Raw genomic sequence first — 17,632 nt, forward strand, 5'->3', positions numbered from 1 at the left:
ACGAAATCACAGCACAGGAGGAAACGGAGTGAAATACCATCGCTATACTGAACAGGAGGTTATTGATAGGACAAAAGAGGCCATTCACTATTTCATCAGTAAACAGATTAATCCGTTTTTGGAAATGCTGGACGGGGACTTTGTCTGGGTGGGCGATTATGAACCGCTTTACATGAAAGGGATTACCGCTTTTCTGGAAAGTGTAAAGGAAGAAATACAAGAACAGCTCCCCATAAGTATTACAGAAGAAGAGTATGCATTATTATCCCATGAACGCCGTCTATGGATAACATATGGGCGCTTCACGGCAACCATCAATAGGCAGGTTTCGAGAATCCACTTTACGCTTGTCTGGCGCCAAAAGAATGACCGTCTCCTGTTGCTCCATGCCAATGCAAACCACGCAAAACCCATGTCACAGTCAGACGCACAGTCCAGGATATTTGAATTGCCATCCTGTTCCCGTCCCCCGATACACACCACGGAGGCAAAAAAACAGGCTTTCCGCAGTTTAACCGGAAGCATCCACTACCTGCTGCCAGAGGAGATACGATATATTAAAGCTGATAACAATGTGTGTCAGATTTTTACCACCTCAGGTTTCTTTTCCTGCCGTACCACTTTGAAGAAGCTGACGTCCCCTCCCTTTCTTCGGATACACAAAAGCTATCTTGTAAATTCTTCCCATCTTCGGGAAATCTGCCGCTACCAGGCCACGCTCTTAGACGGAACAAAACTTCCTATTGGGAAGGAGTGGTATATGGATCTTAAACAATGGATGATGAAGAATTGTAATGACTGACATGAAGATACCGTAACGCCAGCCGTCAGCAAAAGGCTTCCTAATACGGATCTCCTTTGATATGAATTAGATATGTATAGACCGGATTGTGGGCACTGCCCACATCCAGCCTCATGAACACGGATGTGGGTTCTGGTAATACCACGAACGCCGGATGAATAAAATGGCCGGGAATTACAGTTTGCCCTGTTCCCGGTCACGGTTTTTCAATCTATTCAGAATCCCAAGCCAGAATTTGGTGGTTCCGTTTGCACCTGCCATGCAGTCAGCAGAAATACAGACCAGCTGCCAAAGACTTAGACAAGCCTTTCCGCCTAAAGGCAGCTTTGCAACGCCCTGCGTATTTCCTGGTTCAGCGTCTGTACTTCCAACGGCTTCGTTAGATGCCCATTCATCCCGCACTGCTTCGTCCTGGCTACATCCTCCGCAAACGCGTCTGCGGTCATTGCTAGAATCGGTACACTTTTTGCATCCCCTCTTTCCATGCCGCGTATCCTCCTCGTTGCCTCATATCCATCCATGACCGGCATACGCACATCCATCAGGATTAAATCATAGAAGTATTCCTGCGACTGTTCAAACATTTTAATCCCATCCGCGCCGTTAACCGCATACTCCATCTGGGCCCCCTCCTCCCTCAGAAGTTCCATTGCGATTTCACGGTTCAGTTCATTATCTTCCACCAACAGGAAACGCCGGCCAGTAAACATGAGGTGCTCTTCCCGCCCCTGCTGGAAAGACCCGTTTTTTTCTCCCAGCACATACTTTTTAAGCGCCTGGCAGACCGTGGAGTAAAACAATGGCTTTGAGATGAAACCATCCACACCGCATGCCGTGGCTTCAGCTTCAATATCCTCCCAGTCGTAAGCGGAGACAATCAGGATTGGTATTTTGCTGCCAAATCTGGAGCGGATTTCTTTCGCTGTGTGGGTTCCGTCCATTTTCGGCATTTTCCAATCTAAAAATACCACATCGTAATTCCTGCCTTCCTGACGGGCCGCTTCAAGCATTGCGATGGATTCCTCTCCTGATTCCGCCCTCCCCACGCAGACGCCGCGCTCCCTAAAAGCCGACTCCAGATACTCCCCAATCATATGGTCATCGTCCACAACCATGATATTCAAATCAGGGAATACACCATCGTCCGGAGCTTCCACAATCGGAAGCGGCAGCGTGACCTGGAAAAGGGATCCTTTCCCGGGCTGGCTGTGGACCTCGATGGTCCCGTCCAGCAACTCCACCAGCTTTTTGGTAATTGCCATCCCAAGACCGGTCCCTTCCGTTTTGTCCACACGGCTGTCCCGTTCCCTTGAAAACGACTCAAACAGATGCTCAAGGAATTCCTCCTTCATGCCGATTCCAGTATCGGAAAATGAAAAACGCAGGATAGCCGTACCCGGGTCTTCACTGCCGACTTCCTCCACCTCTACTGTGATACTGCCTTGTGCTGGAGTGAATTTGGATGCGTTTGATAAAATATTGATAAAAATCTGCCGCATCCGCAGGGCATCGGCACAGAACCATTCGTGCATGATTCCTTTCAGATGGATTGAAAACTGTTGTTCTGCCGCCTTTATGTCAGGCTGCATGATTGCCACTACGTTTTCCAAAAGTTCCGGCAGAAACAACGGCGCCGGACTGACCGTCATTTTCCCGCTCTCAATACGGCTCATGTCCAGTACATCATTGATAAGCCCCAGAAGATGCCTGCTGGAGAGGAGTAGCTTTTTCAGGCAGTTGTCCACCTTCTCATCATCGCCCAAATGGGACCGCGCAATATTAGCCATTCCGATAATCGCATTCATGGGCGTGCGGATGTCATGGGACATATTTGAAAAGAAGTTCGATTTTGCCCGGCTCGCCTGTTCAGTTAACTGCAATGATACTTTTAATTCCTCCGCCTGCCGCTCCAGCTTTTTCTGCATCTCGCGCAGTTCTGTCTCGTTGGTAATATCAATAAAAATAGTGAGGTAAATGGGGTCATCCCCCTGCCACCCGACACAGACCATGCTTGTCTGAAGCCAGACATCTTCTCCATGCTGTCCGTACATCCGGGCCACAAGGGAAACCGGTTCCCCATTCAAAAGTTCGCTCCGGTGAGCCAACAAGACAGGCAGGTTCTTTTCCAGATTCCTCCGATATAGCGTATTCCCGCGCTCCATGATATCGTCCCCAAAGAACTGCATGAAGCGATTGTTCGCCCCAAGAATCTCGAGATCCAGGTTTTTAGGAACCCGGTATCTCGCCACAAGTCCAGGAATATCATCATAATCCGCTGAATGCTCTGAACGGGTCTGCATGATATCGCTGACATCCATGATTATTGTGTTTACCACCGCATATCCTCCGATGGATTCACTGGAGAAAGTCCCCATCAGCTTGACCCAGATGAATGCCCCGTTTTTTCTCCTCATGCGCGACAGATGTTTGTATCCGGTCTGGTGTGCCTCAAAGGCTTCTGCTATGATTTTTTGTATCTTGTTCCACTCCGGTTCATCTTCCGCATAATACCGGTCACACTGATTCTGATAGAGCGTCTCATACTCTTCCCTCGTATACCCAATTAAATTGTAATAAGACTCGTTCGCCTGTACAAGAGTAAAATGCTCATCCAACAGATTTTTACAGGCACTGACCTGCAACATACTCATTAAATCCTGTTCCTCAACACCCGCATTTAGAAAATCCCATTCCATCTGTATGATTCCCTTCCATGCTGTTCTGCCGCTATTCGAACAGCAAAATAATAGCTGCGCGTCCAGTCCTATTTACAGATTCATCCACACTAACTACAACGTCACATATCTAATCCCATAACCGCGCAGAAACTTTCTTAATTTTTTAATCATAGCACAAAATCTATATTTTCACAATGTATCCGGGAAAACATTCCATGCCCTGACCACACTCCTGCATCCTGCCGGAAATCCATATCCACATGCCGTAAAAATCATGTCCTGAATATGTGGAGTAACCGCTTTTATCTATGTCACCCTCTGTTTGACTTTTATGAGGCTCAGTTTTAAAATATAAACAGATTCACCTTTGGCGGAGAAAATATACTTAAGAATAAGGAGGAAGCGGATGCCTGAATTAATGAAAGACAAATATTATAATTATCATTCCATTCATGAACTGGCTTTGCGCGTTAAGGCTGTTTATCCTTCGTTTCTGGATTGTGATTTTATAGGCAGCATCATGGATGATACATGGGATGCCCTGGCGCTGAAAGGCCGTATGCGGCAAATTGCCATAAATTTAGGAAAATATCTGCCTTCTGATTATGAACAGGCACTTGCTATCCTTAATCAGGTTGTTGCGGGTTACCCTGCGGGGTTTAATGACAATTCTTTAATTTACTTCCCGGATTTTGTTGAGGTCTACGGGCAGGATGAGTGCCATTGGGATTTATCAATCGCTGCATTGGAGAGGTATACCCAATACTCAACCGCTGAGTTTGCTGTCAGGCCATTTATCATAAAACATGAAGGGCGTATGATGGCGCAGATGTCCGTATGGGCGGGGCATGGCAATGAGCATGTCCGGCGGCTTGCCAGTGAGGGCTGCCGTCCTGCGTTACCATGGGGTCAGGCACTTACCAGGTTTAAAAAAGACCCGTCTTTAGTGCTTGGTATTTTAGAGCAGCTGAAAGTAGATCCGTCGCTGTATGTCCGTAAAAGCGTAGCCAATAATCTAAACGATATTTCTAAAACACATCCTGACCTTGTTGCACAAATCGCAATGGATTGGTATGGTAAAAACGGATATACTGATTGGATTGTTAAACACGGGTGTAGGACACTTCTAAAAAAGGGCAACAAGGATGTACTGGGTATCTTTGGGGTCGCAGATGCCAGTTGTGTGGATGTTTACGACTTTGCACTGGGGGCTGCGTCCGTTTCCATCGGAGAGGATATGCTTTTTTCCTTTAAGGTCAGGGCGGACAAAGCAACTAAGGTGCGGTTGGAGTATGGCATCCATTATGTGAAAGCCAATGGCGGGCAAACCCGAAAAATATTTCAGATATCCGAAACTTCATTGATTTCAAATCAAGTAAAGGCTTTTAGAAAAACACATTCTTTTACAGATTTAAGTTCAAGGAAGCATTACCCCGGAATCCACTCCCTTGTCCTTATTGTCAATGGTGTTGAACAAACTAAACTGGATTTTGAAGTATTGGCCGCTAAATAGCCACCCCCGCGACAGACTATCAAAGTGTCCCCCACCCCAGCCGCCATATCAATCCCCAGCCTGGTGACGGTTCATACCGCCTATTAAAGTACCGTAATTGAGAATTCCAGCTGCTTCAGCTCCCCTGGAGCAGCCTTCTGCATTCCTCTTTTGTGTTCAAATAAGTCATCCTCGTCATCACAGGTGGACAGACCACTCCACGGCTCCATGGCCACAAACGGACCGTCATTGGCGGCAGACCACAGTATCAGGTATGGAAACTCCCGGAAATCTATTTCAACTCCCCTTTTGTCGTACCTGTGGCACAGCCTTACCCGTCTTGAAAGAAGCCGGTCCAGTATCAGCGCGTCCTCATAGAACAGTTCATGGGTCAGAGGAAGGACCCGCGATCGGTGAACCAGAGGTTTCCTTTGATTGATATGGATCAATCCTGTTTCCGTTACCGGTTCCGGTATATCAAGTGTCTCCTCATGTTCAAACTCAATCTGGTAATCCTCAAACTGTTCTTCCGGCAGGATGGGACACTTAAAGCCCGGATGGCCTCCTATGAAAAAAGGCATTTCCCTGGTATCCTCATTGATGATTGTATACCGGACCGTTATTTTCTTTCCCGACAGACGGTAGGAAATAATCAATTTAAAATGATAAGGAAACATGTCATACATGGCTTCATCGCTTTTTATGGAAAACTGGAGGGTATCCTCATTACAGAAATCGCAGGTAAACTTTTTCTTTCTCACGATTCCATGCCGGGGCATATGGACCCTATCCCCGTTTAAAAGCCATGCCTCATCCTTTCTTAAACTGCCGCAGATTGGGAACAATACCGGCGCCTGTCCGCTCCAGTACCGGGCATCGCCTTCCCACAGATACTCGGTCCCATCCTGGTCCTTAATGGAGGACAGGGCGCCACCCACATCAGAAAATTCCACATTAAGATAAAAATTATTCAATGTCCACTTCATATGCGCTCCCTTGATGCCTATACTGCTTTTCCGGCACAACCGCAGTTTTTCATTTTTTCCATGACAAATGCTTTTACATGCTCCTTGCCCGCCATCCCGTATTTTTTGGGATCAATGGTATCCGGATTATGATTTAATACGCCTTTCACACCATTGCTGTAAGCAATACGCAGTTCCGTGGCATAATTAACCTTGCAGATTCCGCGGCGGATTGACTCCCTGACCGCTTCATCCGGGACTCCGGACGCCCCGTGAAGTACAAGCGGCACTGATACCACCCTGCGGATTTCCGACAGCCGCTCCTGATCCAGCTTTGGTTCCCCTTTGTAAAGGCCATGGGCCGTGCCGATGGCAACTGCCAATGATGTCGCACCGGTGCGCTCTACAAATTCCCTTGCCTGCTCCGGATCTGTATAACCATCACCTTCGCCTCCATCCAGGTCGTCTTCCTTTCCCCCTACCTTGCCAAGCTCCGCTTCCACCGGGATTCCCGACGGTGCGCACGCATCGGCCACGGACTTTGTTACCGCAATATTATCCTCAAAGCTTTCATGTGATCCATCAATCATAATGGATGTATAGCCTATACGCAGGGCCTGCATGGCCAGCCCATAGCTGGAACCATGGTCCAGGTGAAGCGCCACCGGGATACTGGCGCGTTCAGCGGCGGCCTTTACATTCGCAAGGTAATAATCCAGTCCTGCGTACTTCACGGTGGATGGGGTGGTCTGCATGATGACCGGTGAATGAAGCTCCTCCGCCGCTTCAATGACGGCCATGACCATTTCCATGTTTTCTACGTTAAACGCGCCTACGGCATATTGTCCTTCCTGGGCATCCAGAAGCATCTTTTTTGTTGTAACCAATGGCATAATCTCTCGTCCTCCTGCTATTTTCAATCACTCAATGATTCTGAAACTGTCAGGTCCTGTATTCTGACACCAGGATAAATCCGCTCCAGTTCCTCCGGTTCAAAATGACCGGTCTGATCACTCAGGGCATTGGCGGCCGACACGGCAACCGCATATTTCAGGCTTTCCTTCGGCCCATACCCCCTGCGGAAGGCAACCGCAAACGCCCCTACCATGGAATCTCCACACCCAACTGTATTCACGGCCTTAATCCTGGGTGGTATTCCATGTAAAATCCCCTGGTCACATACCAGAAGCGCTCCATCCCTCCCCAGTGAAACAACCACATGTCCGATTCCCTTATTGTAAAGCTCCATAGCCGCGGCTTTTACATCGTCGAGGGTTGTCACCGGCCGCCCAAGAAGCATGGAAAGTTCCTCCTGGTTCGGTTTTATCATATCCGGAGCGGCCTCAATCCCTTCCTTTAGCAGTTCTCCGCTGGTGTCCAGGATGACCTTTTTCCCCCAGCTTTTCACCCGTTCTACCAGAATCCGGTATATATCCTTCCTGACTCCCCGGGGAACGCTTCCGGACATGGTTACTACCTCTGCATCCGTGCAGATTTTTTCAAACTCCTGCATGAAGCGCTCCATCTCCTGGGCAGTGACCATCTCTCCCGGCTCCAGAAACTCAGTGGATTGGTTTTTCTCGTCCAGAATATTAATGCAGCATCTGGTCTCTGCATCTACATGGACAAATCTTCCGTTTAATCCGTCCTGATAGGTCAGCTGTTCCAAAAGCGCCCCGGTTTTTCCTCCTGCCAGGCCTGACGGCATTACATCCTCACCGCAGAGCTTAATAACCCTGGCCACATTAAGTCCCTTTCCCCCTGCCGTGTTCCTGCATGTATGTACCCTCATGACGGTCCCCGGTTCCACCACGCCGGATATATGGTATGCTTTATCTACCGCTGCGTTCAGCGTAAGCGTTATGATCATCCTTACGCCTCCTTCTGCTCACTGTCAACCAGTATCTTTCCCTTCACTGTTCCTGGCACCTTATACATCTCAAAAGCCTCCGCGATCCGATCTAACGGCACCTTTTTAAAGATGAGGGAATCATCGAATTTCAGTTGGCCAGTCTGGAAATAGTAGGCCGCCAGTTCCCACTCCTTTCCCGGGAACGGAGCGCTGTAGGACATCCATGACCCTGTAAGCATGAATTCCTTCCGGTTCATGTTCTCCCACTCGGCAACACTGAATGACAGTTCCCTGGTAGGCGTTCCAATCAGGCATACACCTGCCTTGTTGGCAGCCAGCCCAAATGCCATCTTGATTGTAACTGTGTTTCCGGCTGTTTCATACACATAATCATAACCAGTTCCTCCGGTAAGATCCATGGCTTTTTTCAGGTAATCCTCTTCCCTGGTATCCACCACAGCGTCCGCCCCCAGTTTTTTTGCAAGTTCCAGACGTTCCGGTGTGATATCGAATACAACCACCTTAGACGCGCCGAATATCTTTGCCCACTGCATCGTAAACAGTCCGATGGTCCCGCCCCCAAGTATGGCTACCGTCTTTCCGCCCTTATAATCCAAGCGCATCAGTCCATGAAGGGCAACCGTGGCCGGTTCAAAGAAGGCTCCCTGTTCAAAGCTTACGTCCTCACCGAACTTTACCGCGTTCTTCTCAGGCACCACCACATACTCTGCAAAGCTTCCAAACTCCCTGGAGCCAATGAAGCTGTAGTGCCTGCACAGGGAATAATCTCCCTTAAGACAGTCCTCACACTTCATGCACGGCACCAGCGGCACGCCTGCAACCCGGTCGCCTGCCTTAAGTGATTCCACTCCATCCCCCGTCTCAACTACTGTTCCGGAAAATTCATGCCCCAGGACATTGGGAAAGAAGTGGCAGGCATCCCCGTTTACCCGGGGCACATCCGAGCCGCAGATTCCGGTATATTTGACCTTGATTTTCACCTGTCCTTTTTTCGGCTTTGGGGTCCCGGTTTCTTCAAAACGGATATCGTTTTTTGCATGTACAACTCCTGCTTTCATTCTTGTTTCACCGTTCCTTTCTCTCTTTTATGACTTAATCATAACAAAGGGCCACGGTCAAAAACAGTCAAATGTATTTCACACAAATTTGCAGGATTTTTTACCATCCTCACGCTTCACATTCATTTTCAGTCATCCAGCATATATTCGAACTTCCGGATGCCGTCAGCAGCCTCTGCACTGGATCCGGCCTGTTCCAGCATTTCTTTAAACTGCGGATCCTGCAGCAGGTTCACCAGGTGGAAGAACGCCTTCAGATGGCGGTCATGGTCCACGGCGCTTAAACAGCATACAAACCGCACCGGCACCGATTCCTCATCCCCGAACAAGACCGGTTCCTTTAGCCGGATCAGGTTCATCCCCACCTTCAGGGAACCTGCATCCACCGCATCATGAGGCATCGCAAATCCGGGACTTATCACCACATATGGACCATTCTCCTCTATGTTGTGTATCATGGCATCTATGTACCGCCCTTCAATGACTCCATCCCTCAACAGACATTCCGCAGATGCACGCACGGCTTCCCTCCAGTCGCCGCATTCCACATCCAGCCTGATCCGGTCCGCTGTCAGCAGATGATGAAGCAGGGGAGCGAACTGGACGCCATGATCCTCCTCTACGCAGAAATACTGGTTCACCGCATCCTCTATCTTTTCCAGAAGGATTTCCACATTCCCGTCCTTATAATCCCGGATAAGGGGTTTCAACCGGTTCATAAGCCCCTTTGCCGTGATTTCCCGTTTCTCCATCCTGGGCGGCAGGTTCTTGCGGCTCCTTATATCGTCAATCAGACGGCCCACCTTCAGGTAGTCCGTATCATCCAGGGAAGGAGTCACCACCACGCAGTCAAGTTCACAGTCCGGAAGGCGGACCGTAGAAATCACCATATCAGCCTGGTCTTTATTAATCCTCTTCACTTCATGAGCCGACATCACATCCACAATATGGAAATTAAAATACTTCTTCAGGCGTTCCAGCAGGAGCTGGGAAGTCCCAATTCCTCCATGGCAGACCAGAATCACATGGAAGGCAACCTCCCGGTTCTTTTTCCGCTCAATGGCCGCGCAGATATGCACCGCAATATAGGTAAGTTCCACCCCGCTTAAGGGCCTGCGTATATACTTCTCAATAATATCCTTATTCGTATCCACCGCTGCCTCAATCTGCCTGTTTTTATCCAGGATTTGCCGAAGCACCGGATTTTCCCTGAAAAGGATATCCGAGGACTCAAAAATGGACTGGAGATGGTTGGACAAATTTTCATAAAACACATAGTCATCATTAAAATCCAGTTCCAGTGTTCTGGATACTGCCTCTATGAACTGTCTGGTTATAAGCTGGGTCTTTACAATATCACTGTTAAAGTCGTCTTTTTTCAGATACCGCAGGCTGGCCAGCAGTGTCCCAAGGTAACGGACTTCTTCCTCCGTCACCACAACCTGGCAGTATTGGGACAGGTATCTGAGGATTCCGGCCGCCATGGGGTAACGTACATTATGGATATCCTTCTGCGGCTCCACAAACTCACCCTGCCGTACCCGTTTCAGCAGGATACCAAGGTACACCATCAGCTCATGGAAGGAATCATCTGTCAAAAAGCTCTTATTTGCATGTTCCTGTTCACTGATGATTTTCCGAATGATTTCCTGTTCCTCCCCCTGTGCCCCCATGAGGTGGCTCAGGGTAGTTCCCGCGAAATCCAGCTGTCCGAACTCCCTTTGGGAACGGTTCATAAGAAGGAGCATCCTGCGTTTTCTGCTCTCCGGCCCTTCCACGCGCAGTCCCTTGTTGGAATGGGAAATCACCTGCAGCCCCTGATCTGATATGAGCCGCTTTACTTCATCCAGATCATTGATGACCGTAACACGGCTGACAAACAGCAAATCCGCCATACTGGCCAGGGTTGTGTATTGGGAGGAGGAAACCAGGATGGCGGCCATCAGCATCTTCCGCTCCTCTTTGGAGAGCTTGTAGGAGTAGAAATCATTTTCCAGTACAAATTTCTGTACCTCCTCCATCTCCGGTTTATAGTCAATCCTGCCGCTGCTTCCCAGTGTGATCAGGCTTAAACCATTCTGGTCAAGCCAGTCATTAATACTGTTTAAATCGTTACGGATGGTGCGTTCCGACACCTTGAATTTCTTTGCCAGACCAGCGATGGTCAGAGGCTTTTCCGTCTTCAGCAGTTCACCCACAATATCCTTTGTCCGTTTGTTCATTGTATCCCCCTCTAATTACAATTAGCCATATGGATATTAATCAGCATCCCATATCAGCGCCAATCCCATCTGCATTCAAATCAATGTTTCCACCGCACCATAGATTTCTGCCGCTTCCCGTACGACAACATCCGCATCCTGTATCTCCTCCGGAGCATAACCATATTCGCATCCGATGAAGGGAATACCATTGGCCCTTGCAGCCTGGATGTCAAATATGCGGTCTCCCACCATGCATGCCTTATCCCATCCTGTGTGGTGTGACAATTTCCTGATTACCTCTATCTTATCCGCCCCCAGATTCAACGAACCGATTGTATCAAAATACTGACAAAGTCCGATGGCGGTCAGTACAGATTCTATGTGACCTGCAAATGCATTGGAGCAGATGGCAAGCCCGTATCCCGCCTGCTTAAGCGCGGCCAAAGTCTGTTCCACGCCGTCAAAGGGCCTGGCTCTGTCTTTCATCAGTATAGATTCATACTCCCGGATATCCCTTCTCCAGGTTTCCAGTTCATCATTTTCCAGACTGCCGAACAGCCTGTTAACGATTGCTGATGGGCTCAAACCGATACAGGAAATGATTTCTTCCCGCCCAATATTCCAGTTTCTCTTGGCAAGCGCTTTCTGGTATGCCTCCACTGCATATAAATCCGTCCGGTTTAGTGTGCCGTCTATATCAAATATCACATATCTTTTCATCAAATCTCCCCTGAAGCATAGCTGTATTTCATTTTTCCAAACGATACAGATAAGAAGCAGATTTTTCATCCCCTTCTTACCTGTTTCCATCATTCTATTTCTTTACCCTGCATCCAATGCGTTGGCCCTCTGCCTGGACAGCCTGACTGCAAATACCATACATATGGCATAGATGGCTGCAATCACTGCCATTCCTATCAGATTGCTGCGCTCAAAAATCTGTGTGAATATGTAAGTGATGGGGCAGCCGCCCTGGTCCAGCGCCGCCAGTTGGTTCACGCCGTTGGTCATGTTGGTTGTCTCGGCTAACTTTGTCACCCACGGTATGGTCTGATTGGCAATCCAAATGGTCATATACATAATGGCGCTGCCTGATATAAGAGTCCTGAATATATTTCCCTTATGTACCGCACATGCAATGGCAATGAAAAATCCGATGGTAGCCAAATCACCAAAAGGCAGTACATTATTTCCCGGAACGATAACTGCAATGAGTATCGTCAAGGGGATGAAGATGAGCCCTGTGGTGACCACCTGGGCATCTCCCAGCAGGATGGCCGGATCCAGACCGATATAAAAATCCGAGTCCCCAAATTTTTCTGATAACAGCTGCTTCGCCCTCTCTGATAAAGGAAGCAGACCGTCCATGATACATTTTACCACCTTAGGCATCAGCACCATGACAGCTGACATCTTGATACCCAGAGGCAGCGCTTCCTGCGGACTGTATCCGGCCAGGAATCCCACGATTGCGCCCAAAAGGCCTCCGATGACAATGGGTTCTCCCAGTACTCCCACCTTTTCCTGGAGTGTATCCGCGGAAATGTCAATCTTATTGATTCCCGGTATCTTATCCAGAAAATACTCAAACACACAGGCAACCGGAGCCATATACGCCGCCGTACCATGAGGAACCGTGATGCCGTCAAGTTCAAAATAATCTTCCATCAGGGGTGCCCACAAATCACCGAATTTGTATGAAACAGCCGCGTGTACCACCACGCCCAGGATGCCGATTGCAAAGCTTCCCGTAACCGTATAGGCGATGGCTCCTGTAAAGGTCATGTGCCAGATATTCCATATATCTATATTGACTGTCTTTGTCAGCTTCAGGAACAGCATGACCAGGTTCACAGCAATGGCGATGGGGATGGCCACGGTGGCGATGTTGGAGGCCCAGGTCATGGGGGATGCGCCCGGCCATCCGATATCCACCACGCTCAGGGTAAGGCCGAAATTCTCCGACATGGCTTTGGCCGCCGGTCCTAACTGGGCGTTCATCATGTCCACAATCAGGGAAAGCCCTACAAAACCAACACCAATCATAAGTCCGGAGCGGATTGCCTTCCCTGCCTTTACCCCTACAATCATACTTAATATCGCGATTACAATTGGGAGCATGACAGAAGCTCCCATGTCAATTATGTACTGAATCATATCTCCAAAAATTCCCATAATTCCCTCCTGTGCACAAACTGGCAGTATGTCCTTCAATCAGCCTTCAGGACATCAAGGATTGCCTTTTCTGTCTTGTCCACGCCGATTCCCGAGATAAATGGCATTCCGGTAATCAGCGGGACCCCATAATCCCTCTTAACCTTGGATGTGGTGACAATCAGACTTGCCCCCGAAAGGTTGGACTCTATCTCAGATATCCTTACCTGGCAGATATCAATATCGATACCGTTCTTCTTCCCCAGTTCCACCACCTTGTTCGCTGCGATTGTTGAAGTTGCCACTGCCCCGCCGCATGCTACGATTACTTTCTTTTTCATTTTCCATTCTCCTTCTCTTTTATGATATTGATTACATCTTCCGGTCTTTCTGCCGTCATGATTATTTCCAGTGTTTTTTTATCCTGTATTACAGCCAGTATATCCTGTATCTTTTCCAGATGCTTTTGCGGATCATCCACCGCCAGCATAAATACCACCCTGACCGGAACCGGCGTATCATCCGTCGCCATATGGACAAAGGCAACCGGCTTTTTCAGTGTTGCAATGCCAATCCCCGCCCGGTTCACATGGCTGACATCTGTATGAGGCATGGCAACCCCCACACCATCAATATCGATGCCTGTAGGGAACTCCATCTCCCTGTCCTTAAGCGCCTGAATGTAACTGGACCTGCAATATCCCAGCTCTACAAACCGGCTGCCCATGTTTTCCATAATCCCATCCTTAGAATCCACATCCATGGAAACGGTAATCAGCCTGCTGTCCAACTCATTCCAAATCATCTTGCCACTCCTCTCTGTGTTTCTTATCTGTATCTGTTTATCTTATCTCTTTCTGATGACATAATCTTATCATCTTCCAAAAAAATAAAACAGTCAAAACTGTTTCATGGATTTTTGAAAAGAAATATATAGTAAGAAAAAACGGGCTATCAGCCCGTTTTTCACACCTTTCCTACTTTTATCAAGGACCTGGATAAGCCCTTCCCGCCGCCGGTTTTCAGTTACACGTGCAAATATATATCATGCATGAAAATCAACAAAAGCCCCTGAAAGTCATCTTCCGGGGCTTGTTATCTAAACTACCGCACTGTTCTCTTCGCCGCCTCCATAACCGCGGCCGCAACAGCGTCAGCTACTCTTCTATCAAAAACATCGGGAATGATATACTCCTCATCCAGTGCCTCATCACTGACAATGGACGCGATTGCCTCTGCCGCCGCCATCTTCATTTCTTCCGTTATATCGCTCACCCTGGCGTCCAGGGCGCCGCGGAAGATACCTGGAAATACCAGTACATTATTAATCTGGTTCGGGTAATCACTTCTTCCTGTGGCAATCACCCTGGCCCCTCCCTTCCTCGCTTCCTCCGGCATGATCTCTGGAACCGGGTTTGCCATGGCAAACACAATAGCGTCATCCGCCATAGTACTTACCATGTCTGCCGTCACAATTCCAGGCGCTGAAACACCAATCAGGACATCCTTTCCTTTTATAATATCGGAAAGCTCCCCTTTTTCCCTGTGAGGATTGGTGATTTCCGCCATTTGGCATTGTTCCATGTTCATCCAATCCTCCCCCGGGCAGACAGCCCCCTGCCTGTCTACAAGAACCACATCACGAATCCCGAATTTCATCATCAGGCGGCAGATGGATATTCCGGCGGAGCCTGCTCCGCTGATGACTACCCGCAGTTTCTTCCTGTCTTTTCCAACCATTTTAGAAGCATTAATGAGACCCGCGCACACTACAATCGCTGTTCCATGCTGATCATCGTGAAAAACAGGAATATCCAGTTCATCCCGAAGCCGCCGCTCAATTTCAAAGCACCGCGGAGCGGATATATCCTCCAGATTGATTCCTCCGAACCCCGGAGCGATTAACTTTACAGTCCGTATGATTTCCTCCGTGTCCTTTGTATCAAGGCAGATTGGAAATGCATCCACATTTCCGAACGCTTTGAACAGAATTGCCTTTCCCTCCATCACTGGAAGCCCAGCCTCGGGCCCAATATCCCCCAGTCCCAGGACCGCGGTTCCGTCCGTCACAACCGCCACCGTATTTCCTTTTGAAGTATACCTGTACGCTTCCTTCCTGTCAGCCGCAATCCTCCTGCACGGCTCCGACACACCCGGGGTGTAGGCAATGCTTAAATCCTCCCTGTCTCTCAACGGAACCTTTGAAGCCACCTCAATCTTGCCTTTATGTTCCTCATGCAGCTTTAAACTTAATTCCCTATAATCCATATATCCCTCCCACTGTCAGCACATTGTTTCCGGCCGGACAATCTCATCGAATGATTCTTCTGTCAGATATCTCAGGCTTAAACATGCTTCCTTTAACGAAATATCTTCCTCATATGCCTTCTTTGCAGTACGGGCGCCATTTTCATATCCAATGTAAGGATTAAGGCAGGTTACCAGCATCAGGGACCTGTTTACATTTTCTTTCATTTTCTCCCTGTCTGCCTTAATGCCGATGGCGCAATGGATAGAAAATGAATGGATGGAATCCGTAAGCAGCCTGACCGACTGCATAAAATTATGGATGCAGACTGGCATGAACACGTTAAGCTCGAAGTTTCCCTGTGACGCCGCCATACCCACCGCTACATCATTGGCCATTACCTGGACGGACACCATGGTTACGGCCTCGCACTGGGTAGGATTGACCTTTCCGGGCATAATGGAACTTCCGGGTTCATTTTCCGGTATCTTTATCTCTCCAAGACCACAGCGCGGCCCGCTGGCAAGCCACCTTATATCATTGGCAATCTTCATCATATCAGCCGCCAGGGCTTTTAAACCGCCATGGGTAAATACAAGGGCATCCTTGCTGGTAAGGGCATGGAACTTATTTTCTGCCGCGCAAAACCTGGTTCCGGTCAGTTCCGATATCGCCCCTGCTGCTGCCGTATCAAATCCGGGCGGCGCATTCAGTCCGGTTCCCACAGCAGTCCCGCCAATAGCCAGTTCCCTTAACCCATCCATGCTTTTTTCTATCATATCCCGGTCCTTTTCAACCATATGCCTCCAACCGCTGATTTCCTGCGAAAACCACATGGGGACTGCATCCTGCAGATGGGTCCTGCCGGTCTTAATCACATCCTTATTCTCCTGCTCCAGCCCTTTAAAAATCCGTACCAATTGGTCCAGTGCCGGGAAAAGCCCTTCCTCAATCCCTGTAACAGCCGCGATATGCATGGCTGTGGGGAACGTGTCATTGGAGCTCTGAGACATGTTGCAATGGTCGTTGGGATGAAGCAGCCGCTCTTTCACCAGTGCGTTTCCACGGTTGGCAATCACTTCATTCAAATTCATATTGGTCTGGGTACCGCTTCCTGTCTGCCATACAGATAACGGAAACTGGTCCGCCAGCCTGCCGTTAAGAATTTCATCACATACCCTGGCTATCAGTCCGTATCTCCTGTCATCCAGGCGTCCCAGAGAATAATTGGCCCTGGCCGATGCTTTCTTTAATATAGCAAAGGCCCTGATGATTTCCTCCGGCATCTTCTCAGTACTAATTTTGAAATGATTACGGCTACGTTCTGTCTGTGCTCCCCAGCAGGCATCTGCCGGCACCCGTATCTCCCCCATTGAATCCGTTTCAATTCTATATTCCATATTCTGTCTCCTGTTCAATACAGGCGGCCACGTCCCTGCATACATGCGCCGCCTGCAGCCTTACTTCTTCTCCGGCATGCTCCAGGGTGTATCCTTTAAACCTACGGATCATTCCCACATCATTCAGGGAATCTCCAATCACCACCACATCCGTTTCTAACGCTGTCTCTGACAGCAGATATATGATAGCCTGGGCCTTATCCACTCCGTTCCTGACAATATCCAGATTCCATTCGTTCGCCATGGCCGAAACATCAGGATAAGACTTCATAAGCATATCAGCCGCCCCCGCCGCCCTGGTGCGGTCCTCAAACCTCTTATGTATCTGCAAGACGCCTCCCTGGATTTTTGCGCAATCTTCCGGTCTGACACAGATTTCCAATTCCGGGTACAAAACTGTGTCACCGCATTTCCCCACCTGTATTCTGTGTTTCCCTATGGTCAGGGCAAGAGTCGTATCATAACGCCTCTCCAAATCCGCCACAATCTCCCTCACGGTTCGTATGTCTATCTCGTCATGAAACAACAGATCTCCCTTCCACGCCGCAATCCTGGCTCCGTTGTTGCAGATCAGATAATCCGCTTCCAGCCCATAGTTCCCCAGTTTGCAGCGGATTGACTCCTCATCCCTGCCCGTTGCCACGGCAAATAGGTTTCCCTGTTCCATCCATGTTCTGACAGCCAAAAGAGTTCTGCGGGAAATACACGACCCAACATACAAAGTGCGGTCAAAATCCGAAACCAGCAGTTTCACCATC

Annotated in this window: 15 protein-coding genes; 2 read left to right on the forward strand and 13 right to left on the reverse strand. The window is 48.8% G+C overall.

The window, feature by feature from the left end:
* Nucleotides 1-28: 28 nt before the first annotated feature.
* Complete coding sequence (locus tag LK536_RS44965; protein ID WP_227796207.1) at nucleotides 29-802, forward strand: LytTR family transcriptional regulator DNA-binding domain-containing protein; 774 nt, start codon at nucleotides 29-31, stop codon at nucleotides 800-802.
* A gap of 314 nt (nucleotides 803-1,116) precedes the next feature.
* On the opposite strand, the gene LK536_RS44970 is transcribed toward LK536_RS44965, so the two are convergent.
* Nucleotides 1,117-3,453 carry a PAS domain-containing hybrid sensor histidine kinase/response regulator gene (locus tag LK536_RS44970; RefSeq protein WP_227796206.1) on the reverse strand — a complete coding sequence of 779 codons (2,337 nt, stop codon included), beginning with the start codon at nucleotides 3,451-3,453 and terminating at the stop codon, nucleotides 1,117-1,119.
* Between the two features lie 433 nt (nucleotides 3,454-3,886).
* Between LK536_RS44970 and LK536_RS44975 the strand changes: the two genes are divergently transcribed.
* On the forward strand, nucleotides 3,887-4,993 hold the full coding sequence (locus LK536_RS44975) for a DNA alkylation repair protein (RefSeq protein WP_227796205.1): 1,107 nt from the start codon (nucleotides 3,887-3,889) through the stop codon (nucleotides 4,991-4,993).
* Between the two features lie 83 nt (nucleotides 4,994-5,076).
* Here the strand turns inward: LK536_RS44975 and LK536_RS44980 are convergent, their stop codons facing one another.
* The 12 genes from LK536_RS44980 to LK536_RS45035 all read right to left on the reverse strand — a co-directional run bounded on the left by LK536_RS44980 (nucleotide 5,077) and on the right by LK536_RS45035 (nucleotide 17,631).
* Entirely contained in the window at nucleotides 5,077-5,958 is an 882-nt protein-coding gene (locus LK536_RS44980) for an aldose 1-epimerase family protein (RefSeq protein ID WP_227796204.1), read from the reverse strand.
* A gap of 17 nt (nucleotides 5,959-5,975) precedes the next feature.
* The gene (gene gatY / locus LK536_RS44985; protein WP_227796203.1) at nucleotides 5,976-6,830 is read right to left on the reverse strand and encodes a tagatose-bisphosphate aldolase subunit GatY; all 855 of its coding nucleotides are present in this window, start codon (nucleotides 6,828-6,830) and stop codon (nucleotides 5,976-5,978) included.
* A gap of 23 nt (nucleotides 6,831-6,853) precedes the next feature.
* The gene (gene pfkB / locus LK536_RS44990; protein WP_227796202.1) at nucleotides 6,854-7,807 is read right to left on the reverse strand and encodes a 1-phosphofructokinase; all 954 of its coding nucleotides are present in this window, start codon (nucleotides 7,805-7,807) and stop codon (nucleotides 6,854-6,856) included.
* Between the two features lie 2 nt (nucleotides 7,808-7,809).
* Nucleotides 7,810-8,868, reverse strand: coding sequence for a galactitol-1-phosphate 5-dehydrogenase (locus LK536_RS44995; protein ID WP_227796201.1), 1,059 nt, complete (start codon nucleotides 8,866-8,868; stop codon nucleotides 7,810-7,812).
* A 128-nt stretch (nucleotides 8,869-8,996) separates the two neighbouring features.
* On the reverse strand, nucleotides 8,997-11,090 hold the full coding sequence (locus tag LK536_RS45000; protein ID WP_227796200.1) for a BglG family transcription antiterminator: 2,094 nt from the start codon (nucleotides 11,088-11,090) through the stop codon (nucleotides 8,997-8,999).
* 75 nt (nucleotides 11,091-11,165) lie between these two features.
* Nucleotides 11,166-11,792: an HAD family hydrolase gene (locus LK536_RS45005; RefSeq protein ID WP_227796199.1), complete on the reverse strand. Its 627-nt coding sequence runs from the start codon at nucleotides 11,790-11,792 to the stop codon at nucleotides 11,166-11,168.
* Between the two features lie 102 nt (nucleotides 11,793-11,894).
* Nucleotides 11,895-13,247 carry a PTS galactitol transporter subunit IIC gene (locus LK536_RS45010; protein WP_227796198.1) on the reverse strand — a complete coding sequence of 451 codons (1,353 nt, stop codon included), beginning with the start codon at nucleotides 13,245-13,247 and terminating at the stop codon, nucleotides 11,895-11,897.
* 35 nt (nucleotides 13,248-13,282) lie between these two features.
* Nucleotides 13,283-13,567 carry a PTS galactitol transporter subunit IIB gene (gene gatB, locus LK536_RS45015; protein ID WP_227796197.1) on the reverse strand — a complete coding sequence of 95 codons (285 nt, stop codon included), beginning with the start codon at nucleotides 13,565-13,567 and terminating at the stop codon, nucleotides 13,283-13,285.
* On the reverse strand, nucleotides 13,564-14,031 hold the full coding sequence (locus tag LK536_RS45020) for a PTS sugar transporter subunit IIA (protein ID WP_227796196.1): 468 nt from the start codon (nucleotides 14,029-14,031) through the stop codon (nucleotides 13,564-13,566). Before LK536_RS45020 ends, gatB begins: the two co-directional genes overlap by 4 nt.
* A 299-nt stretch (nucleotides 14,032-14,330) precedes the next feature.
* Nucleotides 14,331-15,494: an NAD(P)-dependent malic enzyme gene (locus tag LK536_RS45025; RefSeq protein ID WP_227796195.1), complete on the reverse strand. Its 1,164-nt coding sequence runs from the start codon at nucleotides 15,492-15,494 to the stop codon at nucleotides 14,331-14,333.
* Between the two features lie 15 nt (nucleotides 15,495-15,509).
* Nucleotides 15,510-16,874 carry a class II fumarate hydratase gene (gene fumC / locus LK536_RS45030; protein ID WP_227796194.1) on the reverse strand — a complete coding sequence of 455 codons (1,365 nt, stop codon included), beginning with the start codon at nucleotides 16,872-16,874 and terminating at the stop codon, nucleotides 15,510-15,512.
* Entirely contained in the window at nucleotides 16,864-17,631 is a 768-nt protein-coding gene (locus LK536_RS45035; RefSeq protein WP_227796193.1) for an HAD family hydrolase, read from the reverse strand. The genes fumC and LK536_RS45035 overlap by 11 nt, the downstream gene beginning before the upstream one ends.
* Between the last annotated feature and the right edge of the window lies 1 nt (nucleotide 17,632).

This window comes from Clostridium pacaense (genome assembly GCF_020709765.2).
GTDB classification, from domain to species: domain Bacteria; phylum Bacillota; class Clostridia; order Lachnospirales; family Lachnospiraceae; genus Enterocloster; species Enterocloster hominis.